This is a genomic window from Nonlabens sp., assembly GCF_051251825.1.
In the GTDB taxonomy this organism is placed as follows: Bacteria; Bacteroidota; Bacteroidia; order Flavobacteriales; family Flavobacteriaceae; genus Nonlabens.
The window spans coordinates 155,301-177,665 of the sequence record NZ_JBPOGG010000003.1; the positions used below are offsets into that span (position 1 = coordinate 155,301).

At 35.6% G+C, this 22,365-nt stretch carries 21 protein-coding genes; 9 read left to right on the forward strand and 12 right to left on the reverse strand.

What is annotated here, in order from left to right:
- Nucleotides 1-264: 264 nt before the first annotated feature.
- A complete protein-coding gene (trxB, locus tag ACSHWW_RS05765; RefSeq protein ID WP_435681470.1) occupies nt 265-1,251 on the forward strand; it encodes a thioredoxin-disulfide reductase in 987 nt (328 codons plus the stop codon).
- Between the two features lie 159 nt (nt 1,252-1,410).
- On the opposite strand, the gene ACSHWW_RS05770 is transcribed toward trxB, so the two are convergent.
- The 4 genes from ACSHWW_RS05770 to ACSHWW_RS05785 form a co-directional block, all read right to left on the reverse strand.
- Nucleotides 1,411-2,229 carry a GIN domain-containing protein gene (locus ACSHWW_RS05770; RefSeq protein ID WP_435681471.1) on the reverse strand — a complete coding sequence of 273 codons (819 nt, stop codon included), beginning with the start codon at nt 2,227-2,229 and terminating at the stop codon, nt 1,411-1,413.
- A gap of 351 nt (nt 2,230-2,580) precedes the next feature.
- The gene (locus ACSHWW_RS05775) at nt 2,581-4,332 is read right to left on the reverse strand and encodes a PspC domain-containing protein (RefSeq protein ID WP_435681472.1); all 1,752 of its coding nucleotides are present in this window, start codon (nt 4,330-4,332) and stop codon (nt 2,581-2,583) included.
- Nucleotides 4,329-4,670 (reverse strand): PadR family transcriptional regulator, encoded by a 342-nt coding sequence (locus ACSHWW_RS05780; protein ID WP_435681473.1) that lies wholly within the window; start codon nt 4,668-4,670, stop codon nt 4,329-4,331. Before ACSHWW_RS05780 ends, ACSHWW_RS05775 begins: the two co-directional genes overlap by 4 nt.
- Complete coding sequence (locus tag ACSHWW_RS05785; RefSeq protein ID WP_435681474.1) at nt 4,667-5,170, reverse strand: DUF4870 domain-containing protein; 504 nt, start codon at nt 5,168-5,170, stop codon at nt 4,667-4,669. The genes ACSHWW_RS05780 and ACSHWW_RS05785 overlap by 4 nt, the downstream gene beginning before the upstream one ends.
- Before the next feature lie 157 nt (nt 5,171-5,327).
- Here ACSHWW_RS05785 and ACSHWW_RS05790 point away from each other — a divergent pair, with 157 nt between their 5' ends.
- Entirely contained in the window at nt 5,328-5,780 is a 453-nt protein-coding gene (locus tag ACSHWW_RS05790) for a DUF4442 domain-containing protein (RefSeq protein ID WP_435681475.1), read from the forward strand.
- Nucleotides 5,781-5,870: 90 nt separating this feature from the next.
- On the opposite strand, the gene ACSHWW_RS05795 is transcribed toward ACSHWW_RS05790, so the two are convergent.
- Nucleotides 5,871-8,342 carry a DUF7619 domain-containing protein gene (locus ACSHWW_RS05795; RefSeq protein ID WP_435681476.1) on the reverse strand — a complete coding sequence of 824 codons (2,472 nt, stop codon included), beginning with the start codon at nt 8,340-8,342 and terminating at the stop codon, nt 5,871-5,873.
- A 20-nt stretch (nt 8,343-8,362) separates the two neighbouring features.
- Nucleotides 8,363-10,921 carry a DUF7619 domain-containing protein gene (locus ACSHWW_RS05800; protein WP_435681477.1) on the reverse strand — a complete coding sequence of 853 codons (2,559 nt, stop codon included), beginning with the start codon at nt 10,919-10,921 and terminating at the stop codon, nt 8,363-8,365.
- A gap of 129 nt (nt 10,922-11,050) precedes the next feature.
- Between ACSHWW_RS05800 and ACSHWW_RS05805 the strand changes: the two genes are divergently transcribed.
- From ACSHWW_RS05805 to ACSHWW_RS05815, 3 genes are read left to right on the forward strand one after another with little or no spacing between them, the layout of a single operon-like run.
- Nucleotides 11,051-12,094, forward strand: coding sequence for an o-succinylbenzoate synthase (locus ACSHWW_RS05805; RefSeq protein ID WP_435681478.1), 1,044 nt, complete (start codon nt 11,051-11,053; stop codon nt 12,092-12,094).
- Between the two features lie 2 nt (nt 12,095-12,096).
- Nucleotides 12,097-13,044, forward strand: coding sequence for a lysostaphin resistance A-like protein (locus ACSHWW_RS05810; RefSeq protein ID WP_435681479.1), 948 nt, complete (start codon nt 12,097-12,099; stop codon nt 13,042-13,044).
- Between the two features lie 3 nt (nt 13,045-13,047).
- A complete protein-coding gene (locus tag ACSHWW_RS05815; RefSeq protein ID WP_435681480.1) occupies nt 13,048-14,097 on the forward strand; it encodes an AMP-binding protein in 1,050 nt (349 codons plus the stop codon).
- Between the two features lie 5 nt (nt 14,098-14,102).
- Here ACSHWW_RS05815 and ACSHWW_RS05820 read toward each other — a convergent pair whose 3' ends face one another.
- The 3 genes from ACSHWW_RS05820 to dnaA all read right to left on the reverse strand — a co-directional run bounded on the left by ACSHWW_RS05820 (nt 14,103) and on the right by dnaA (nt 16,734).
- Nucleotides 14,103-14,720, reverse strand: a complete 618-nt coding sequence (locus tag ACSHWW_RS05820) for a tetratricopeptide repeat protein (protein ID WP_435681481.1) — start codon at nt 14,718-14,720, stop codon at nt 14,103-14,105.
- Between the two features lie 109 nt (nt 14,721-14,829).
- Nucleotides 14,830-15,297 (reverse strand): low molecular weight protein-tyrosine-phosphatase, encoded by a 468-nt coding sequence (locus tag ACSHWW_RS05825; RefSeq protein WP_435681482.1) that lies wholly within the window; start codon nt 15,295-15,297, stop codon nt 14,830-14,832.
- A gap of 9 nt (nt 15,298-15,306) precedes the next feature.
- Nucleotides 15,307-16,734: a chromosomal replication initiator protein DnaA gene (gene dnaA, locus ACSHWW_RS05830; RefSeq protein ID WP_435681483.1), complete on the reverse strand. Its 1,428-nt coding sequence runs from the start codon at nt 16,732-16,734 to the stop codon at nt 15,307-15,309.
- Nucleotides 16,735-16,939: 205 nt separating this feature from the next.
- Between dnaA and ACSHWW_RS05835 the strand changes: the two genes are divergently transcribed.
- A complete protein-coding gene (locus tag ACSHWW_RS05835) occupies nt 16,940-17,347 on the forward strand; it encodes an acyl-CoA thioesterase (RefSeq protein ID WP_435681484.1) in 408 nt (135 codons plus the stop codon).
- Nucleotides 17,348-17,388: 41 nt separating this feature from the next.
- On the opposite strand, the gene ACSHWW_RS05840 is transcribed toward ACSHWW_RS05835, so the two are convergent.
- The 3 genes from ACSHWW_RS05840 to ribD are packed head-to-tail and all read right to left on the reverse strand — an operon-like array spanning nt 17,389 to nt 19,875.
- Complete coding sequence (locus ACSHWW_RS05840) at nt 17,389-17,994, reverse strand: IMPACT family protein (protein ID WP_435681485.1); 606 nt, start codon at nt 17,992-17,994, stop codon at nt 17,389-17,391.
- Between the two features lie 4 nt (nt 17,995-17,998).
- Entirely contained in the window at nt 17,999-18,865 is an 867-nt protein-coding gene (locus tag ACSHWW_RS05845; protein WP_435681486.1) for an EamA family transporter, read from the reverse strand.
- Entirely contained in the window at nt 18,862-19,875 is a 1,014-nt protein-coding gene (ribD, locus tag ACSHWW_RS05850) for a bifunctional diaminohydroxyphosphoribosylaminopyrimidine deaminase/5-amino-6-(5-phosphoribosylamino)uracil reductase RibD (protein WP_435681487.1), read from the reverse strand. Before ribD ends, ACSHWW_RS05845 begins: the two co-directional genes overlap by 4 nt.
- Nucleotides 19,876-20,019: 144 nt before the next feature.
- On the opposite strand from ribD, the gene ACSHWW_RS05855 reads away from it, so the two are divergent.
- The 3 genes from ACSHWW_RS05855 to ACSHWW_RS05865 all read left to right on the forward strand — a co-directional run bounded on the left by ACSHWW_RS05855 (nt 20,020) and on the right by ACSHWW_RS05865 (nt 22,230).
- Nucleotides 20,020-20,496: a GNAT family N-acetyltransferase gene (locus tag ACSHWW_RS05855; protein ID WP_435681488.1), complete on the forward strand. Its 477-nt coding sequence runs from the start codon at nt 20,020-20,022 to the stop codon at nt 20,494-20,496.
- A 217-nt stretch (nt 20,497-20,713) separates the two neighbouring features.
- Complete coding sequence (prmC, locus tag ACSHWW_RS05860; RefSeq protein WP_435681489.1) at nt 20,714-21,559, forward strand: peptide chain release factor N(5)-glutamine methyltransferase; 846 nt, start codon at nt 20,714-20,716, stop codon at nt 21,557-21,559.
- A 5-nt stretch (nt 21,560-21,564) separates the two neighbouring features.
- Nucleotides 21,565-22,230, forward strand: coding sequence for a hypothetical protein (locus tag ACSHWW_RS05865; RefSeq protein WP_435681490.1), 666 nt, complete (start codon nt 21,565-21,567; stop codon nt 22,228-22,230).
- Nucleotides 22,231-22,365 lie beyond the last annotated feature (135 nt).

The following is a 22,365-nucleotide window of genomic DNA, read 5'->3' on the forward strand; positions in this document are numbered from 1 at the left end:
TAAAAGTAAGATTTAAGTAGTCAGTCGCAGTACCAGTTCCCAGTTAACCAATCTTAAACACCTAAAAACTTAAACCTACATCTAAACTTAAACTCAACAACTCTCGTACTCACGTACTCACAAACTCAAAGATTCAAGAAATCAAGAATTTACCGCTCAAAAACCTCGCGATTCGCAACCTTAATAAAGTGATAATAAATAGTGATAACTCATCTTGAAAGAAAGTGAATAGAATCGTTATTTTTACCATCCAAAGTTTACATAATGTCAGAACAAATAGAAAGAGTAAAGTGCTTGATCATAGGATCAGGACCAGCAGGATATACAGCAGCCATTTATGCCGCACGTGCAGATATGAAACCATTACTTTATACCGGTATGGAACCAGGCGGACAGTTAACAACCACAACTGAGGTTGATAATTTCCCAGGTTATCCTGAAGGTATCGATGGACCTACTATGATGGTAGATTTGCAGAAACAGGCAGAACGTTTCGGTACTGAAGTACGCATAGGAATGGTTACTGAGGTTCAATTCAACACTGAAAAAGGAGGAATTCACACAGCGATAGTTGATGGGAAAACTAAAATTGAAGCACATACCGTAATTATATCTACTGGAGCAACGGCTAAGTATTTAGGCTTGCCTAGTGAGCAAAGATTGCGTGGTGGTGGAGTAAGTGCTTGTGCAGTTTGTGATGGATTCTTCTATAAAGGTCAAGAAGTAGCTATAGTAGGAGCTGGAGATACCGCTGCAGAGGAAGCTACTTATCTTTCTAAAATATGTTCTAAGGTTACCATGTTAGTACGTAAAAGTGAAATGCGTGCTTCCAAAGCAATGCAACATCGAGTGGTTAATACAGAAAACATAGAAGTATTATTTAACTCTGAGGTTGATGAGGTTCTAGGTGAGCAAGTAGTTGAAGGTTTACGTATCGTGAACAATCAAACTCAAGAGAAACACGATATAGAAATCACTGGATTATTTATCGCGATAGGGCACAAACCTAATACAGATATATTTAAAGGTCAACTCGACATGGACGATGCTGGTTATTTAAAAACTCAAGCTGGTACTACATTTACCAACTTGCCAGGAGTTTTTGCTAGTGGTGATGTTCAAGATAAAATTTACAGACAAGCGATAACTGCTGCAGGAACAGGTTGTATGGCTGCACTCGATGCAGAACGCTACCTTGCCGAAGTAGGAATAGTAGAACAAGTAATTGCAGGAGATTATTCTATTGAGTAATTAAGAGTATTTACTAGATAAAAAAAATAGCCTCGCATCGCGAGGCTATTTTTTTGTTTTGAATTCTTCATTGCAAGGAGCAATAGCGACGTGGTAATCTGTTTATCGTATTCAAATCAGCATACTGCCAACTGCCTACTGAATAACTGCCTACTGAATTTACTTCTTAATCAACTGCGTCTTTCCGGTAAATTTCTCTAATACCACTTTAGGAGTATTATACAATTCAATTTTTGCATCATCAGTTGCAGCAAGAGTTAATTCATCTTTTACGTTCACTTCAGAGCTTGTATTATGAGAAGCTTTCATGTTGAGCTTATCATAAACGAGGTTATTTCCATTATAATCTGCTCTATCCTCGAGCAATAAGGTTGCGGTATTTACATCACCTTCCAGTCGAGCATCTGTGCGGCCTTTCATAGTAAGGTTAATATCATCAAATTTAAGAAGTGCTTTTGCGCTCGCTTTATCAGAGAAATTGATGATGGCGTCGTTTCCTCTCAAATTTAATTCAGATTTAGAATTTCCTTTTAAGTTTAGAGAAAGTTCACCTATGTCTGCTGTGATAAAAAGTTTAGCTTCATCTTGAACCTCTAGTTCTAGTTGATCCATTTTAAGCTCAGTGATAGCGCTTATTTCTGCTTTATCTTTTGCGATGATTTTAGTTAATCCTGGAGGATAAATCAATCGTATGGTCATTTCTTTTTTAGAACGTATTCTAGCGGTTGAGGTAATACTTAAACTTCCTTCTACTACGGCAACTTCTAGAAACTGGTGCAAGTTAGAATCTGTAGTGATCTCTACTTGCGCTTCAATTCCTTCCACAATGGCTACCTCATAATCTCCACCTATTTCTATAACTGTAAATGGATCTACGTTTGTAATAACGGTACTAGGTTCTCTATTTCCTTTTACTTTTTCTTGCGCCTGTGAAACGGCAGCAGTAAGAATCAATACTACGAGTAATAATTTTTTCATCTGATAATAATTTGTTTATCAAAGGTAAAACAAAAACCGCTCCAAATGAATGAAGCGGTTTTAAGTATGATAAAGACGTGGTGATTTAAAAGCCGAAACTTTTGCCCCAACCCTAAAGGGTGAAGTTTCTTTCTTATAGAAAACAAAAGTTGTCGTTTCCGCACCCTTTAGGGTTGGGGAACGGAAACAAAAACCTCAATTCTATAATACAAATTGAATATCTTGGACTTGATACTAAAAGACTCACAACTAAAAAAGAAAATTATTTAAAAACCGCTCCAAATGAATGAAGCGGTTTTCTAGTCAACAAGAATCTCTTAAAATTTGGTTGACAATTACATTATATTAGAATCAATAACTTACCTCAGATTCAATTTCCACACCACCTATATTTACTTTTTTAGTAACAGTTCTTTGAGTGGTAGAGTCATCATCATCTTCATATTTCCAGTCGCTGTCATCATTTGAGTTCGGTGGACTAGGAGCATTTTCTGCCTCTGGAACTTCATCTTCTTCAGTTTCTTCTATTACAGGACAATCTAGACATACCGCTTTACCATCTTTAACTTGATAGGTGTAAGAATTATTGCTGCCCAGCGAGAATGCATCATTACTTATGTATTCTTTGTAATGGTCTGCAAACTCTTCATTCATATGAGCCTTTGTGCCATCAGGTAAGTTGACTATAATTTCAACTTTATGGTTATTCAAACTACCACCACTTAAGTGGAAATAATCGTTCACAGTTAGTGAAGAGTCTGTAATAACATAGTTGTATTCTATTTGTGAGGCGTGATCTTTTGCTTCTTGAATAGAAGAACCTTTTGCTTTAAAACGCACACTTATAGAAGCAACACTGTCTGTGGTTGCGGCAATAGCAGTTTTAATTCCCATTAAACGTACTTGTCTCTCACCGTCATACTCACCTATACTAAAATGTGTACCGTTTACGTAAACATTATCGTAACCTTCATAAGTACTATCTTCCATATTCAACTGGAACACTTTCTCTTTATTCACAGGAAACTTTTCTAATCGATTCACATTACCGTCAAACGCTTGTGAAGTTCCTACAGTAGCAATAATAACACAAAGTCCTACGACAGATGCTACCCAAAGTAAACCTATAACGACCTTGGCAGTGCGACCTATAGATCCCATATTAGAAACTAATAATCGCAATCCTAAAACGGCAATTATAAAAAACGGAATTCCTACTAGAAAGAATACCGTCAAGTAAATCCACCATGGTGAGATGTTAGACGGTATGCTCATATTCATGAGTAACATGATGTCATCACTTTGCAACTGTGCAGTTCCTATTCCTATAAGGCTAAAGAATAAAGCAATCAATCCAGTCGCTCCAAGTAAGAACATAAACAGTCCTATGATTTTTGCAATGGCTTTAAAAATCCCTTTGATTAGTCTTCCTAAAAAGCCGAAGAAACGCACTGTTCCGCGCTTTCCTCGTTGACCTACAATTCGGTAGTCGGCGTCGGTCTGCCCATCGACTACATCATCAAAACCCGACTTGAAATTCTCGCCTATATTTGAAATATTTACTTCTTTTCCCATCATTTCTAATCGCTGATTAGTAGTGACAGCATCTTTTGCAACGATCCAGAAGATAATGTAAGCTAATACATTAAACGGAAATGTTATAAATGATACTACGACAAAAAAGATTCGCACCCATATCGCATCTATACCTAGAAAGTGACCTAGTCCAGCACAAACTCCACCTATATAACCATTTAAGGTATCTCTATATAACGGCTTACTGAAGCGGCTCTTCATTTCCTGTGCAGTAGATCTACGTTCACCTTCAAATATTTCTTCATCAACCTCATAATCTTCAGGTTGTCCCATGATGGAAATTACTTCTTCCACATGATTGATAGAAATGACTTGTTGCTCGTTTGCTCTTTTTTCAAGAAAAAGCTCAGCTACACGAGATTCTATATCGGCCATGACCTCTTCAGATCCTTGCATACCGCTAAATGAGCGACGTACAGCACCTAGATATTTTTGTAATTTATTATAGGCATCTTCATCGATGTGAAAGAACAGCCCTGCGAGGTTTATGTTTATGGTCTTGTTCATGATTTCTTGGTTTTAGTGGTGGTTACCAGGTTAACGGCGTTTTTAAGGTCATCCCATGTACTGGATAATTCTTTAAGGAAAATCTTTCCAGTTTCAGTCAGTCCATAATACTTACGTGGTGGACCACTGGTACTTTCTTCCCATCTATAATTGAGTAAACCTGCATTTTTTAATCGAGTAAGTAACGGGTAAATAGTTCCTTCTACTACCAGTAACTTTGCATCCTTAAGAGTCGCTAGAATCTCTGCCACATAAGCATCTTCTTCCTTGAGAATGGATAGAATGCAGTACTCGAGTACTCCTTTGCGCATTTGCGCTTTTGTGTTTTCTATCTTCATGTTGTTGGGTTATTAGATTCAGTTTTAGTGCTTAAAAACGGAATCGTTAACGGGTATTTAAAAAGCATCCCATCATTTGCTTGCATCGCACCTTTAATAGTATAGACTAGATCTATAACACCTAGAAGAAGTATCGCTCCACCTAAAAGGATTCCTACACCTAGCATGGTTGCAAATATTCCCATATTCTGACCGTGCATCCATTCATCACCATCCATTCTATCTAGAGCCTCTATAAACTCAATGCCGCCAGACGCAAACGCAAATACTATAATAACAGCTCCTATTATAAAAAGAGCGATCGAGTAGAGCGTCATGCTCAATTGAAAGTTAATGACTTGTTTACCGTGATGATCCACAAAGTCAGATTTCTTAGAATTCATCATCCATAATAAAATGGGTAAAATGAAATTCCCTAAAGGAAATAACCATTTCCCAAAGCTCAACAAGTGGATACAAGTCGCTAAGTTTCTGTGGTTATTTTGTAAGTTGTTCTCCATAGCCTATTATTTTCTTATGCAAATATATATCTAAAAGATAGTATTATGCAATACAAAGTACTAAATATTTTAAAATAATTTTTATTTGTTGGTATTCGCTTTCGCGAAAGCGTAGCCATAACAAGCCTTTTCACTACATTTACACAAAATGTTAAAAATGATATCTCCAAAGAAAATAAATGCCTTTACCTTCTTAAAACTACCTAGTGCATGGTGGGCAGGTGTGCGATGTAAATCAATAACGGAGGAATCGTGTCAGGTAAGCGTGAGGCATAAGTGGTTCAATCAAAACCCATTTAAGAGCATGTATTTTGCCACTCAAGCCATGGCTGCCGAACTTTCTACAGGAGCACTTGTCATGTCATTTATTAAGAAAACCGATGCAAGAGTATCCATGCTCGTGGCCAGAAATGAAGCCGTTTTTACTAAAAAAGCCACAGGCAGAATCACCTTTAATTGCCACGATGGAAAAGCAATTCAAGCTGCAATAGAGAAAACTGTAGCCACTGGAGAAGGACAAACTGTATGGATGGAATCGCGTGGTATCAATGAAGATGGAGTAGAAGTAAGCCAGTTCCGTTTTGAATGGACAGTGAAGAGAAAAGGATAGTTTTTAATCCTCAAATCACAAAATTGTCTATTTTCTTTTCACTTCGTGAAAAATTAATTGTCTATTGCCGATTGAGTCACTAAAAGGGTTTTATTTCTTTAAAAACTTCAACACCTGAGTCTGATTTCCAGAACTAACTCGTACAAAATATACACCTGTAGTTAAACTACTCACATCAATATCTTTTATAGAAGAGACTATCAACTCTTGACCTTGTACGTTGAGAATGATAACAGAATCAACTTCAAGCTCTGTCTTTAAATGCATGATACTACTGGCAGGATTAGGATAGAGTCCTATTTCTAATGGTTCGATAGATGTATTTGAAAGTGTTTGTACTACCGTCGTAGTTGTAGTATTTGTGATTATTGCTTCATTAAAGTCAAAGAAGATATGTGCTGTGTTTTCCATATAATCACCTACGATTAAGTTTTGCTTGGGTTTAATGCGGTAATAAATATATCCATGACTCAAGGCTTCGTTTGTGCCGCTGTTTGGAAGGTAGATATTAGGGAAATCAAAATCCACGTATTTCTTGTTTTCAATATGTATTTCACCTACATCATGACTCATATCTATAGGTTCAAAAGTATCCCAATCTAGATTGTCAGATAGCGTATCTTTTACTTTTACATTAATGGCGCTAGCGGTTCCTGTATTTTGAAAACGGATTCTGTAATGTAAATATTCATCTAATTCACTTGGAAGAATCTCAGCTCCTTCAAAGACTTTTTTGTCATTAGGATCATAAGAATTTACAATATCGTTGTGGTACGTAAATGTATTGTCCTCAATATTTGCATCACCTGATATAGGGTTTATAGTTACCGTCCAAGGTTCTGTTTCTCCACCTACCAAAACAGGTGGTTGTGCTACTAAAAATTCCACATCGATGCGCAATCTCTCAAAAGGTCCTAAATTATAAGTCCAATTTAACATTCCAGATCCTACTGTCGTAGCCACTGGATTGCTAGTTTGATAGGTAAATAAATTGCTATTATATGGTAAGTCTATCGTTCCACTTACAGGAACTGAGCCTTTGTTAACTGCGATGATTTTATATCCTGCAGTAAATCCTGGTCTGGTAGCAATAGTAGCTATGTAATCAACGGAGACATCTTGAACTGTAGTTGTGGTTTGAGCTTCAAAATCACCTGTTCCTAAATTCCCATAACCAGAAAAACTATTATTAAATCCATTTGCTGGTGTAAATGAGAACATTGGTAAATCTTCAACATCAGTATTAACGTTTCCGGTTCCTACATAATTAGAATAACTACCATAAGCTTTAGAAAACGTAGTGCTGGTTCCATTACTGTGCGTGCTGAATACTTTATAGAAAGGAATTGTAGCATCGGTTGCTGGTGAGTAATCACCACTACCGTTTGTATCAAAATAGATAGTTCCTGACACAACGTTTAGATCACATTCATTTGCTATTTCCTGTTCTGTGGCACAACCAGTAGCATTTCCACTTATAGATGCCGTAGAACTAGCGCTATTGATATAGCTACATACTACAGGTATATCGCAAATGGCAAGTAAAGGATTTCCTATAATGCGCATTCCAGTTAAAAAAGTGGCATCGCTTCCTCCTATAGCGTTAATACTAGTAAGTAAAGGATTGTTTTCTATGCTTAAGTAAGTGAGTTGCAAGGTGTTTTGCAAGCCATTCAAGCTGGTTAAATTGTTGATTCTTGTCACGCGCAGTACTCTTAATGAAGTAAGTGCGTTAAAAACCGATAAATCTTGTGAACCAGTCATTTGATCCAGTTGTATGGTGTCGACAGATTGAAGCACATTGAAACCACTGATGTCTGTGAGGTTCGTATTTCCTTTAATGATAATATTGTTTTGCACATTCCTTAAAGATTGAAAAGATTGCGCCATAGTAGTCAATTGATTATTTCTCAGGATGGTGAGATTATCCATAGCGGTTAAGGTGTCAAAACCATCAATAGAAGTTAAGAAGTCATTATCCTGTATGGTAATCCATTCTGCCTGACCAACTAGATTAAAAGAATTGATACTTGTAATATGTGTGTTATCTAATTCCAGAAAATTGAGAATCTGCAGTTGATTCAAACCCGATAAATCTGTAATAGCGGTGTCATCTACAATCCAAAGTTTATGTACATCATCTATGTTTGATAAGGCGCTAAAGTCAGTAACATTTGATTGCTCTAACTTGATATCGTTAATACTTGTAATTCCTTGTAAACCATTGAAACTCGTTATTTGCGGATTGTTAAACAAGTAAATGTCTTCTAATTGTGTAAGAGTTGAGAAAGCCGTTAAGTCAGTTAATAAAGGATTATTAAGAATGTTCAAACCACCATCTAGTTGAATGAGGCCTTGGAGATTGATAAGGTTTGAAATGTCTGAACTTCCAGCATTAGGTCCTATTTGAAGTCCATTTAGAATTTGGTTGCAATTAGGATAAGTAGCTGTAAAACTATCCACTTCAGCTTGAGTTTCTAAAACGATAATTCCTGTAGGGCACTGAGCAAAACTGCTCAATGAAACTACTATGGTTAAAAGTAACGAATAAAAATATTTCATGATTGAGATGGTTTCTGGAATTAGTTTTTAATGAACTGGAGTGTTTGGTAATTAGAATCATTTAAGATCTTAATTAAATAAATTCCTGTATTCAAACTGCTTACATCAATTTCTTTTGATGTAGTCTTTATAAGTTGTTGGCCTTGTAAGTTATAAATAATAGCGGCATCTATAGTATTCTCTGTTTGTATATATAATTTGTCACTAGCAGGATTAGGAAACAAAGTTACATTTAGTAGTTTTTCCTCTTTTTCTGATAGCGTTTGAACAACAGTTGTTGTAGTGGTATTTGTGACAATAGCTTCATTAAAATCAAAGAATATATGCGCTGTATTATCTATAAAGTCGTTTATAACAAGATTCTGTTTAGGCTTGATACGATAATAAATATAACCATGACTCAACGGCTCATTTGCAGTGCTGTCTGGTAAGTTAATATTTGGAAACTCAAAATCTATAAATCGTTTATTCTTAATATGAATCTCGGCCACGTCGTGACTCATGTCTAGTGGTTCAAACGTGTCCCAATCTAGATTCATAGAAAGTGTGTCTGTTACTTTTATATTAATCGCGCTCGCAGTTCCCGTATTCTGAAAACGGATGAGATAATGTAAATATTTATTCAACTGACTAGGTAGGATTTCTTCACCTTCAAAAACAGTCTTATCATTAGGGTCAAAGGAATTAACGACTTGTTGAGCAAGTACCGCATTATTATTTGAAGTGTCCACATCCATGAGTGATGGATTGATTTGTGTGCTAAAGTTTAAAATTTCTCCACCTATTAAAACAGGTGGTAATGCGACGTTTAAACTCACTTGAATTACACGAGTTTCAAATAAATTCAAATTATTATAGTTAAATGTCATGGCACCAGCACTTTGACTTGCTGGAGCAACACTACTTGCGTTAAATGTCAAGAAGTTAGCATCATAAGTAAAATCAATAGATCCTGATGAGGTTTGTGTTCCTAAATTCTTTATAATAATTTTATAGCGAGCTTGAAAACCTGGTCGGGCAGCATTAGTAGGTATCACATTTATGGATACATCATCTACTATTGTAGAAACGGAACCTGCAAAATCTTTATTGGCATCTTGATTTCCTACACCACTAAAAACCGAATTATGACTCGCCGGAGCAAATGAAAAATTAGGGATTGCATCTATGGTAGTCGTTATCGTTCCATCATCAGTGAAATTATCATAAGAGCCATTTCCTCTGGTGTAAGTGGTAAAAATATCTGAGCCATTATTGCTAGTGATTTTCACATTTTGTACAGGAACATCATTACTGTCATATGTGCTGTTGTTGTTAATGTCATAATAAGCTTGACCACTTATTACATTTAAATTACAACCTGTGGCCACTTCTAGAGGAGAATCACAGCCAGGAGCATTATCTCTTATTTCTGCATCTGCGGTTCCAGAATTAAGATATTGACAAACGCTTGTAACATTACAGGTTGATAGTAAATCATTGTCTGCAATTCTTAAAGTATTGAGTAAGGTAAAATCAGCATTTGCTATTGTATTAATATCTGCGAGTAAAGGATGATTAGAAATATTGAGATATTGATAAGGCCTTATATTTTGAAAAGCGTTGAATTGAGTTAATGCTAGATTACTTAAAATGTTTAAAGAACTTAAACTCACAAGATTATTAAAACCGCTGAAACTCTGTAAGCCATTGTTATATAATATAGTAATGCCTTGTACGCTCGTTAATGCATTAAAGTCATTAAAAGTGGTTAAATTGTTGTTTTGACCTATGGTGAGTAAACTATTAATAGTCGTAAGACTTGCAAAAGAATTATTCAAACTCGTGATTCCATTTTCATAAATTCTCAAACGATTTAACGTTTGAACGTTGCTAAAATCGTCTAGAGAAGTAAGGACAATATTTCCTGTAATTTCCAGGTTAGAAATTAACGTGATATTTTGAAAAGCGTTCAAAGTTGATAAGACATTATTATCTTCAACTTTTATAAACGAGCCTGTTCCAGGAAAAACACCTGTTAAATTTTGAAAGGCATTTATAGATGTTAACGCTCTATTATCATTAATTTCAAGAAATGTAATATTAGTAAAATGATCAAAACCGCTCAAATCAACCAATGAATTATCAAACGAAATTTTTAATTGATTTAAACTGGTTAAATGATTTAGCGCACTGTAATCAGTCATATTGTTATTAAATAGCCTGATGTTATTAAGAGTAGTTAGGTTTTGTAGACCATTTAAACTTTGTAAACTCGATTGTGTTAACCATATAGAATCAACACTCAATAAATTAGATAAACCGCTAAAATCCGTAAGTTGAGTTAATTGATCGGTTTGTAATCTACCTGCTATAGAGGTGATTCCGGCTAGACTGTTCAAATTTGTAATATCAGAATTATTAGAATTTGAATAACTACCTAAATATAAATCACCTAGTAATTGTGTACAGTTAGGGTAATTTGTAGTAAAAGCATCTACGTCTGCCTGCGTTTCTAATGTGATATTTCCAGTGGGACATTGAGCAATCGCAATACTGGCGATGCATCCTATAATTAAAGTGAGTAGATTTTTAATCATGGCTTTTAGAGTTGGTTATCAGGTAGATGCAATTGTCCTTGATAGGTTGCGTCATTTTTATTAAAAATACCATTAAGTTTTTAAGAAGTGATTAAGTATTCCCTATAGAATCCTCATTATATTGCAATCATGCAAGCGTACTTTAAGAAATATACACTAGAATTTAGAAGACCAGCAGGAACCTCTCGCGGTGTTTTGCGCACTAAAGAAACCTATTTTTTATACATTTCAAATGGTGAAAAAATGGGAATAGGCGAGTGCAATCTTTTCAAAGGTCTTTCCATAGATGATCGACCAGATTATGAGGAAAAACTCCAGTGGCTCTGTGATAACATTCAATTAAATCCTGCCGATTTACACGTAGAATTAAAAGAATGGCCGTCTATGTTATTCGGTTATGAAATGGCGTTAAAATCCTTACAATCTCAAGATGTTTTCACGCTTTTCCCATCATTATTTACAGAAGGTGTGGACACTATAAATATCAATGGTTTAGTATGGATGGGCGATCAGGAATTCATGCTGCAACAATTGGAAGAGAAACTTGAAAGTGGCTTCAACTGCATTAAATTAAAGATAGGAGCTATTGATTTTGATAAGGAATTAGAATTACTGGCAGCTGTTCGTTCACGCTTTCGCGAAAGCGAGATCACATTAAGAGTAGATGCAAACGGTGCATTTACACCTCAAAATGCTATGAGTAAGCTGGACGCGTTATCAAATTATCAAGTTCACAGTATTGAGCAACCTATCATGCAAGGACAATGGGAAGAAATGGCTGGACTATGTGAAAAATCTCCCATAGACATTGCGCTCGATGAAGAGTTGATAGGACTTTATGATATTGAAGATAAACAGCGCTGTATAGAAACTATAAAACCACAATTCATTATATTGAAACCAGCACTGGTAGGTGGTTTCCAAAGTTGTCGAGAATGGATTAATATTGCTGGATCAAATAATGCTGGCTGGTGGATGACCAGCGCACTGGAGTCTAATGTAGGACTTAATGCGATTGCACAATTTACCTACACACTAGGAAATGAAATGCCGCAAGGATTAGGCACTGGCGGATTGTATACTAATAATATAGATGCGCCGCTGGAGATTAAAAATGGCACGTTGCGCTGTAACAACATCTTACAATGGGATACTAAGAATTTAAATATTTAAGAATGTATATAGAACAAGGATATAAAGGGAATTTGGGAGTTTGGAACTTCTTTCTCATACCAGTAGGTTTCATGCTGTTTATGGTGTTTAATTATTTTTCCACCTTAATGCTTGTGGAGGACCAAGGACAATCTGTAGAAGAAATTATGGCTCAAATGATAGAGTTGATGGGAAAGATGCCGTTCCTCATTGTGAATTTACTATTCTTTGTAGTAGGTCTTGCAGCTATATTTGTTTGGGTGAAATACATTCATTTACAGTCGATTACATCATTAACGACGAGTAGAAAAAAAATAGATTGGAAACGTATAGGTTTCATGTTTGTTTTTTGGGCAGCAGTGTCTGTAACTATGATTATGATAGGAGTTTACACAGCTCCAGATAGTTTTCAATATAATCTTAATTGGTCTCAATTCATTCCACTAGTGATTGTTTCCATTTTACTATTTCCTTTTCAGACCAGTTTTGAAGAGTATTTGTTCCGTGGGCAGTTGCTTCAAGGTTTAGGAATCTTAACTAAAACGAGATGGGTTCCTTTTATTCTTACATCGGTACTTTTTGGAGTGATGCACGCTGCAAATCCCGAGGTTGAAAAATTAGGAATGGAAGTCATGGTGTTTTACATAGGAACTGGATTATTGCTAGGAGCGATGACATTAATGGATGAAGGACTAGAACTAGCTCTAGGTTTTCATGCGGCAAATAATATTACAGCAGCGCTTATGGTAACATCTACATGGACGGCAATTCAAACAGATTCGGTTTTTATAGATGTTTCAGAGCCTAGTTTTGGACTTGTAGATATGTTACCGATTGTTATAGGTTATCCAATAATTTTATTAATCTTAGGTAAGATTTATAAGTGGTCTAATTGGAAAGAAAAACTCTTTGGAAGAGTGCTTTCAAAAGAAGAATTTACCAAAAAAGAATTTGAAAAACTAAACGCATAATTAATGATTCCAAAAATTCATCCAAGCTTTAAACTCAATGGTCGCAAACTAGATCATAATGGAGTTATGACCGTTGCTTATTCTTATGTGAAAGAAGGCGAAGAATGGGAAAAGGAAGTAGGTGACTTTTTATTAAACTGGCTGGACGACTTTGAAGTACTCACTGTTTTTACTAGTGGTTCTACAGGATCACCTAGACAGTATAAATTGAATAAACAGCACATGATTAATAGCGCTGTAATGACTGGAGCTCATTTTGAATTAGGTCCAGGAACTCTTGCATTATGTTGTTTGCCGCTCAGTTACATTGCAGGTAAAATGATGATGGTGCGAGCGCTTGCCTTAGGATGGGAAATAGATCTTGTTCAACCTAGTTCTAAGCCTTTAAAGAAAGTCGAAATAAGATACGACTTCACAGCAATGACTCCATTGCAAGTGACTAAATCTTTAAAGTATATTCATAAAACGCGCACTGTGCTTATAGGTGGAGCAGCCATACGCGCGCAACTCATAGAAGATTTACAATACAAACACACGAGAGCTTATCATTCTTATGGAATGACTGAAACTGCTTCTCATGTGGCCATTAAACAATTATATCCAACTCTTGAGAATCAATACACAGCTGTAGGAGATGTGATTTTTAGTAAAGATGACAGAGATTGTCTTGTTATTAATGCACCATCATTAGGAGCAGAACATTTAGTGACTAACGATATTGTTGAGTTAATAGATGAACATCAATTTAAAATTCTAGGAAGAATTGATGAGGTCATCAACAGTGGCGGAATTAAAATTCATCCAGACCAAGTAGAGCAGAAGCTTGCTCATCAAATCAAAAATCGTTTTTTCATCACAGGAATGAATGATGAAGATCTAGGTGAAAAGGTTGTGCTTATCGTAGAAGGAAATAAATCTGATTATAAAAAAGCCTTTAGTCTTCTAGAAAAGTATGAAGTTCCTAGAGAAATCTATTTTGTTGAAAAATTTGAAGAAACGCACACTAAGAAAGTAGATAAGCGTTCCACGTTGGAAAAGTTGTTTAGGAAGTAATGAGGTTATTTGTTTATTTTTTTAAGCATTTCTATAGATTCTAAATCTCCATGTTTACTAGCTTCTTCTAAGTATAATCTTGCGTTGATAGTGTCGTTTAAGTGATAATACGCTTCTCCAATCCAACAAATAGACGATATTGAATTGTGATTGTACTTTAATGATTCTTTAAGGTCTTTTATCGCAAGATTATATTGCTTTGCTTTTACATAAACTACTCCGCGCTCAAATTCAATTTCATATTTGCGTAAATTAAATGGAGAACTTCCGATTGTAAATGGAGTGTCAAGAAATTCTATATATAGGCTATCCGATTTAATAGCACCACTCGTTTCAAGCGCCTTGCTAAAATATTCTATAGATTTACTATAATTTTTGAGACGTTTATGGTTGTCTCCGAGGTTGAAAAGTGCTAGCGTATTTTCAGGATCATGTTCTACAACTTTGAGATAATCATCAAGTCCACCATTATAGTCCTTAAGCATTGTTTTATTAACTCCTCGATTAATAAGAGCCGAAAAATGTTTTGGGTTTTGTTCGATTATTTTATCTAATGATTCAATAGCTTTCTCATATTCACCTCTTTTAAAATATACTTCAGAATCATTCCATTCTGCGTCCAAGTTAAACTGAGAGCAGGAAGAAATTAAAGTCAAAAGAATACAAAGGAAGATTTTAATCAGTTTATTGATAAACAAGTAGTAATTGTTTGGCGCAAAGTTGTTGTGATTCTTATAATTTCTCATCTAACTTTTTAGCAACCACATCACTCACATGATCCAGCATGCGATACACATGTTCGAAACCACTGTCGCCGCCATAATATGGGTCTGGTACATCAAGGTCTTCATCTGGGAAAGCCCAATCTAGGATTTTATGAACCTTAGCACGTTGCTCATCATTTTGAGCGAGTTTGATAACATCTCTATAGTTAGAGCCATCCATTACAAAAATGTAGTCAAATTTCTCAAGATCTGCTGCAACTAACTTTCTGCTGGCTTGATTTGAAATGTCTAAGCCGTACTTTTTTGCAACAGCAATGGATCTCTTATCTGGAGCTTGTCCACGATGACTTCCACTGGTGCCGGCGCTATCAATATCAAACTTAGTGAAGTTGAGTTTAGAACGCATGATGCCTTCTGCAAGTGGAGACCTGCAAATGTTACCTAAGCATACCATTAAAATGGACGTCTTACTCATCACTAGTTCTTAATTAGTCAGCCTTTTACTTAAGTCTTCAACATATTTGTTGAATTGCTTATCTGTAGAAGCTAGATTGTCAACTGTTTTACAAGCATGTAATACAGTAGCGTGATCACGTTTCCCTATTTGAGAACCTATACTTGCTAGTGAAGCTTTGGTCATTTTCTTAGAGAAGTACATTGCTAGTTGTCTAGCTTGTACGATGTGACGTTTACGAGTCTTAGACTGCAACGTTTCTACATCCATTTGGAAATAATCACTAACAACCTGTTGTATTTGATCAATAGAAATCTCACGTTTTGTATTCTTAACGTAGTTCTCTACAATCTTACGGGCAAGTTCTATAGTAATATCCTTGCGATTGAAAGAAGAGTGCGCAATTAAAGAAATAATAGCACCTTCCAGCTCGCGGATGTTTGTTTTAATATTGTCTGCCAGGTAGTGAATAATATCATCATCCATTTCTACACCATCGCGATATAGTTTGTTTTTGATAATAGAAACACGAGTTTCATAATCTGGATGATTCAACTCTGCACTAAGTCCCCATTTGAAACGAGAAAGTAAGCGTTGTTCAATATCCTGCATATCTACAGGCTTCTTATCACTTGTAAGAATCACTTGCTTACCATTCTGGTGTAAGTGATTAAATATGTGGAAGAATACATCTTGTGTACTTGCTTTACCAGCAAAGAACTGGATATCATCAACGATAAGTACGTCTACAATCTGATAGAAGTGAATAAAATCATTTCTATTATTCTTACGTACAGATTCTATGTATTGTTGTGTAAACTTTTCGGCACTTATATAAAGTACGGTCTTGTCTGGGTAGTTTTCTTTAATACCTACACCTATCGCGTGTGCTAGGTGTGTTTTACCTAATCCTACACCACCAAAAATCAACAAAGGATTAAATGAAGTTCCTCCAGGCTTGTTAGAAACTGCCATACCAGCGCTACGAGCTAGTCTGTTAGAATCTCCTTCAAGGAAACTATCAAAATTATAAGATGGATTTAATTGAGATTCGATTTTTACATTTCTTATTCCAGGAATAATAAATGGATTCTTTAACTCAGGACTTTTACTTCTTACCGGTGCATCTACAGATTGGGAAGACTGTATAGAACGGTTACTACTAGGAATCTTTTCAGTGAATGGTTCCATACCTTTTAAGGTATTTTCCATTTTAATGGCATAAATTAATTTTGCACCTTCACCTAGCTCACGAGTAAGAGCTGTTTTTAATAATTTTATATAATGTTCCTCCAGCCATTCATAAAAAAAACGGCTTGGCACTTGAATACTAAGAGCAGTCTCTGTTAATTTTACCGGTTTGATAGGTTCAAACCATGTTTTGTAAGCTTGAGGATTAATGTTATCTTTTATAAATAGCAGGCAATTTTCCCATACCGATGTAGCCGTCGATGCCATAAAATAAATTACTTTTAAAGATTAGTTTAGGTTGGTTAAAAATGTGGAAAATGAGGACAAAATACTTCTTCCTAACCGAGTACAAATATGTGCATAAAAAACCTTAAAAAAAACTACAAAAGGGTTTGATTTATATGAAATTTTGTTGCAAGGGTTTTTGGTTTTTTTTAACACGGATAATATACAAAAAAATAACACAAGGAAAATGAGGAGTACACTTACAAAAATCAAAACTAGATATGTTGAAACTGATCAAATGGGAATAATTCATCATTCTAACTATTTGATTTACATGGAGCAAGCGCGACTCGACTGGTTAGATGCTTTAGGCTTTTCCTACGGTAGAATGGAAGAAAATAACGTACTATTGCCTGTCTATCAAATCGATATTAAGTATAAAAATCCGATAAAGTTTGGTGAGGAAATTACCGTCAAAACGACGCTCAAGAATGTTCCTACGACACGAGTAGAATTTGAGTATGAAATTGTAAATCAACAAGGTAAAATTTGTGCTACTGCAGATTTGACTTTGGTGTTCACAAACGGATCCAATTTTAGACCTACAAAACCACTTCCTGACTTTCTTCTAGCGTGTGAAAAATTATTTGATTAGTCTAATCAGCTTCACTTTGGTTAATTAAATAACATGATCGTCTATTCTACAGCAATTGCAATGATAGGATACATCTTATTAATCTGAGCAGTTACTTTTTCTTGTTGTGAAGCAGGAACAGCAATAGTAATTTCACAACTTGCTGTTAGTTCTTGAGAAATAATTTTATAATTATTTTCATCGATGAAACGCATCACTTGACTCATTTGAGGATATTCAAAGCTTATTTTCACATCGGCAGTAATGGTACGCAGCCTTATTGATGCAGTATCTAGTGCGATTTTTGCAGCTTCTCGATAGGCACTTATCAATCCACCTACACCTAACTTAGTACCTCCAAAGATCCTTGAAACAACCACGAGAATATCGCTTAACTCATAGGAATTGATTTGTCCTAATATAGGGTCACCAGCGCTATGACTAGGTTCTCCATCATCATTTGCTCGGTAATTATTATCGTCTGCGCCCAGTTTCCATGCATAACAGTGATGTCCAGCCTTAGGATGTTTATTGCGCAACGGTGCAATGAGGTCATTAACATCTTCATCATTTATTAATGGAAAAGCATAGCCGTAGAATTTGCTTCCTCGGTCTTTATAGAGGATTTCTTCGGTAGGCGATATGATGGTTTTATAGGAGTCTTTCATTTTTTTACGCTTTCGCGAAAGCGATCATAACAATAGCTAAAATCGCAACCACAATCCCGATATAATTCTTAGGAATCAGCTTTTCTTTAAAAATTAAAACGCCTAATAATGAGGTGAATAGAACAGTTCCTACGTGGTTAAGTGGATAAACTACGCTGCTTTCCATTCCGTTTTTAAGTGCTTTAATAATAAAGTAAATCGAAAAATAATTAGGAACTCCTAGTATTATTCCGGCAACTATTGATCGCAAATTAAGAAAACGTTTTTGAGTGGCTTCATATATAAGGACAAGAATTCCTATGATAAACGCGGTGGCAAAACACATGGCGCTAAACAATGGTTCTTCACCACTAGGAATTTGAGTTTTCTCTGCATATTTGAGAGTCGTGTCTATTACACCACTACCTATGAATAGTAGAATGGGTAGAAATAGTAGTTTTTTATCAAATTTTAATCCATCTCTAGACTTTACTGAAGTGAGATAAACGGAAACCAGAGCAAGCAAAATCCCCACGATCTTCATCCATCCTACTGATTCTTCATAAAGCCAAAAACCAGCAATAACAGGAATAACCAGCGACATTTTTCCAGCAACTGCAGCGACAGAAAGTCCATTTCTCTGACTCGTGAGCGCCATGATATTAAAAATAGAAATGAATAAGGATCCTAAGAATATGGCATAAAAGAGCCAGTCGGCTGCAATTATTTTTTCAACACTGGGAACACTGCCATAAGCTATAAAACCTGTGGTAAACGCAACGACATAATTTACAATAATCGCATGGAGCGTGTTTACTTTATAAACTTGAAAATACTTGAAAATTACATACAGCAAACTGGATGTTGCAATACTTAAAACTAACCAAATCATAGACTTTTATAGATTTTAAGTACGTCATTTTTAATAATCAATCGGTCTTTAATTATGCAATCTCCTTTAAGCTTAGGAGCTTTTAAACCTTTATGAAACAACATTTCGGTTCCCGTAAATTGGTGTGCTTCATCCCATATTCCTGAATCTATGAAAGATTGAATCGTACGAGCGCCACCTTCAATAATGACTGATTGTATGTTGTTTTTATAAAGTTCTTCTAGAATTTCATCAGTTTGGTCAGCACTCCATTTCAGTTTTAAAGTAGGAGCTTTATGATTCATTACTTGAAAATCTCTAGTGATGCTGTTTCTAGAATCGAGAACAACTCTAGTGGGATGATCTCCATTCCAGTCGCGACATGTAAGCGATGGATTATCATCGAGAACCGTTTTGGCACCTACTAGAATAGCGTGTTCTTCGGCACGCAATTTATGTGAGAGTTGCCTAGAATTTTTATTAGTAATCCAGACAGGTTTTTGTTCGTTTTTAGTTTCAGGAGCCATAAATCCGTCAGCTGTTTCGGCCCATTTTAAAATGATATAAGGACGTCGTTTTCTATGAAATGTGAAGAATCGTTTATTGAGTTCGTCACAATCGTTTTCTAAAACTCCTACCACGACTTCGATTCCAGCTTCTCTTAGTAATGCAACTCCTTTTCCAGCCACTTTTTCATGTGGATCCAGCGTTCCTACGACTACTTTTTTAAAACCTTTTTGCACGATCATAGATGCACAAGGTGGTGTTTTACCGGTATGCGAGCAAGGTTCTAGATTGACGTATAATACCGCTTTCGCGAAAGCGTCTCCATAATAACCATTCTTCTCAGCATCCAGTACTGCATTTACTTCAGCATGCGGTGCTCCAGATTTCAAATGCCATCCTTCACCAAGAATCACATCATTTTCAGACACAATAACACTTCCCACCAGCGGATTAGGATATGTGGTTCCTAAACCGTTTTTGGCCAGTTGCAAGCAACGTCGCATGTATTTCTCGTGAGTAGTCATTGAAAGCAAAGGTAACACGCTTAGAAAACTTAAACTTAAATCTAAACCTAAATTTAAAACCTATTGGCAAAGGCAAGTCGAGAATAGTTTAATGTTCTGAATTATTTAAACCTCGTAAATCATCTTTATTTCTAACTTTGTTCTATGAAAATCCGCAAAATACTTCCTGGAGATAATCAAGCTATTAAAGAAATTATACAAGCCGCTATTATGGAACACGGCGCACCTAAAATAGGAACCGCATATAGTGATGCTGCTACACAAGGCATGTATGAACATTACCAGAAACCACGCAGGACTTATTATGTCCTAGAAGTTAATGGAGTAGTGGTAGGCGGCGCAGGAATCGCACCACTGGATAATTATAATGGCAACGTGAGTGAACTTCAAAAAATGTACTTCAAACCAGAAGCACGTGGAAAAGGCTACGGCAAGAAAATGATGAAGATTTGTCTAGAACGCGCCAAAGAATTGAGGTTTGAAAGCGTTTACCTAGAAACCATGGATAATATGTACGACGCACAAGGCTTGTACAAACACGTAGGTTTTGAATTACTCGACAGTCCGCTAGGTGATACAGGTCATTTTTCTTGTCCGGTACAGATGCTTTTGAAATTTTAGACTAAATCCTAGAAGCTCCTTTCCTCAGATGAGGAAAGGTGGGCAAATTGGAGTTTACGGAAATTTGGTCGGAAAGGTTGAAAAATGTTTTTACTATCTCAAGTTTAAATCCCAATGTCAATTCAAGCGCAGGTCGAGAACAGTTTATAAATCCTTCATTCCTATCTTTACACGCTGTGTTCGAGTACAAATTCGAGTTCAATTTCAATTTCAAAGTATGACTTTAAACCAATTCAAACTCCTTTACCAAGAACAACTCGCACCATTATACCCAGATAATGAGATCCACAGTATGTTGCAAATCGTTTGTGAAGACTTATTAAACTGGTCACGCTCAGATTTCTTGATCAAAGACCGAGAAGAAATGAGTCATCTTCAAGAAGAAATATTACAGAAATCGTTAAGAGAATTGCGCACTTCAAAACCGGTACAATACATTACTGGAAAAGCACATTTCTACGGTCATGAATTTACTGTAAATGAACATACATTGATCCCACGACAGGAGACAGAAGAACTGGTCGATATGATTATTAAAGATCATAAAGCAGAATCTTATTTGAATATTATAGACATAGGAACAGGAACTGGCTGTATAGGTTTATCTCTTAAGTCTGCAAAGCCAGATTGTATTATCACACTTATGGATGTTTCAAAAGAAGCACTTGCAACTGCGCAAGCTAATGCTGATAGCTTAAAAACACCAGTAAAAACGATGTTGCAAGATGTTCTAGAACTAGAAGAATTGCCTGAGAAGTATGATATTATTGTGAGCAATCCGCCATATGTGCGGAATTTAGAAAAGGTAGAGATTCATAAAAACGTTTTAGAGAATGAACCACATCTCGCTCTATTTGTAAAGGATGATGATGCCTTAGTTTTCTATCGAAAAATTATGGAGTTGTCAAAAAATGCTTTACAACCCAACGGTAATCTGTATTTTGAAATCAATCAATATTTACCAGAAGAAATGAAAGCGCTTGCTAGGGAACTAGGTTTTCAGTCAGAAGTTTTTAAAGACTTGAATGGGAATTATAGAATGATGAAGTGTTGGAGAAGTTAGTTAATATGACGGACAAGAATTATTCAGATACATTTAAAACAGAACTTGGGGATTTTAATTTTAATTTTCTTACAGATACAATAGTTGAAAAAGAAATCTCTGAAAATCATACTATTTTCAAGACTGATGCTCATCAAATTGAGCTTTTTAAATTTGACAATTTTCAAACATTGATGAAAAATGATTTGAAAATTGATGACTCTTATGGTTGGATAGTAAGAATTACTAAAACTAGCTCTATTGAAGAAAAACTCTTAATTAGGTGTTGTTTAGAATTAAATGATGAGAATGTTTTTTGGGATTATGATTCTGGAGAATGCCTAGATGCTCTTCGGTTTTATAATAATTCTCATGTTGTTAGTATAGGAACGGAAGATGGCGAAATGATGAAATCCCGATCAGTTCAAAATGATTGGATGCCTAGGAGATTTGAGAAAATATTAGGCTTTCAAAATAATCAGGAAACTTCTTTTACAAAGTATAAGGATAATGGATTTGAAACGGAAGTCCCTAGATTATTTGATAAAGAAAAAATTTATTTTCATTATTTGGTTGCGACTAAATCTTTAAAAGTAAATGAAGAATTTGCGAATGAAGTTGATATTTCAACGCATTTAGCGATTGATATTCCTAAACGAGTATTGATTGAGAAATTGGAAATTGTAGATTGAATAAAATAATTTTTTGTTTCCGCACTCGTTGCGGAATCTGCTAATTTTAATCTCTAAACTTGTTGAATCGTTCTCGTCCTGCCTTCGCCGGCAGGCAGGCTGCGCTCGAACTGACATTTAATTTGAATTACTTGT

Coding starts and splice junctions, on each gene's coding strand:
- trxB (WP_435681470.1), top strand. CDS start 265: ATGTCAGAACAAATAGAAAGAGTAAAGTGCTTGATCATAGGATCAGGA.
- ACSHWW_RS05770 (WP_435681471.1), bottom strand. CDS start 2,229: ATGAAAAAATTATTACTCGTAGTATTGATTCTTACTGCTGCCGTTTCA.
- ACSHWW_RS05775 (WP_435681472.1), bottom strand. CDS start 4,332: ATGAACAAGACCATAAACATAAACCTCGCAGGGCTGTTCTTTCACATC.
- ACSHWW_RS05780 (WP_435681473.1), bottom strand. CDS start 4,670: ATGAAGATAGAAAACACAAAAGCGCAAATGCGCAAAGGAGTACTCGAG.
- ACSHWW_RS05785 (WP_435681474.1), bottom strand. CDS start 5,170: ATGGAGAACAACTTACAAAATAACCACAGAAACTTAGCGACTTGTATC.
- ACSHWW_RS05790 (WP_435681475.1), top strand. CDS start 5,328: ATGATATCTCCAAAGAAAATAAATGCCTTTACCTTCTTAAAACTACCT.
- ACSHWW_RS05795 (WP_435681476.1), bottom strand. CDS start 8,342: ATGAAATATTTTTATTCGTTACTTTTAACCATAGTAGTTTCATTGAGC.
- ACSHWW_RS05800 (WP_435681477.1), bottom strand. CDS start 10,921: ATGATTAAAAATCTACTCACTTTAATTATAGGATGCATCGCCAGTATT.
- ACSHWW_RS05805 (WP_435681478.1), top strand. CDS start 11,051: ATGCAAGCGTACTTTAAGAAATATACACTAGAATTTAGAAGACCAGCA.
- ACSHWW_RS05810 (WP_435681479.1), top strand. CDS start 12,097: ATGTATATAGAACAAGGATATAAAGGGAATTTGGGAGTTTGGAACTTC.
- ACSHWW_RS05815 (WP_435681480.1), top strand. CDS start 13,048: ATGATTCCAAAAATTCATCCAAGCTTTAAACTCAATGGTCGCAAACTA.
- ACSHWW_RS05825 (WP_435681482.1), bottom strand. CDS start 15,297: ATGAGTAAGACGTCCATTTTAATGGTATGCTTAGGTAACATTTGCAGG.
- dnaA (WP_435681483.1), bottom strand. CDS start 16,734: ATGGCATCGACGGCTACATCGGTATGGGAAAATTGCCTGCTATTTATA.
- ACSHWW_RS05835 (WP_435681484.1), top strand. CDS start 16,940: ATGAGGAGTACACTTACAAAAATCAAAACTAGATATGTTGAAACTGAT.
- ACSHWW_RS05840 (WP_435681485.1), bottom strand. CDS start 17,994: ATGAAAGACTCCTATAAAACCATCATATCGCCTACCGAAGAAATCCTC.
- ACSHWW_RS05845 (WP_435681486.1), bottom strand. CDS start 18,865: ATGATTTGGTTAGTTTTAAGTATTGCAACATCCAGTTTGCTGTATGTA.
- ribD (WP_435681487.1), bottom strand. CDS start 19,875: ATGACTACTCACGAGAAATACATGCGACGTTGCTTGCAACTGGCCAAA.
- ACSHWW_RS05855 (WP_435681488.1), top strand. CDS start 20,020: ATGAAAATCCGCAAAATACTTCCTGGAGATAATCAAGCTATTAAAGAA.
- prmC (WP_435681489.1), top strand. CDS start 20,714: ATGACTTTAAACCAATTCAAACTCCTTTACCAAGAACAACTCGCACCA.
- ACSHWW_RS05865 (WP_435681490.1), top strand. CDS start 21,565: ATGACGGACAAGAATTATTCAGATACATTTAAAACAGAACTTGGGGAT.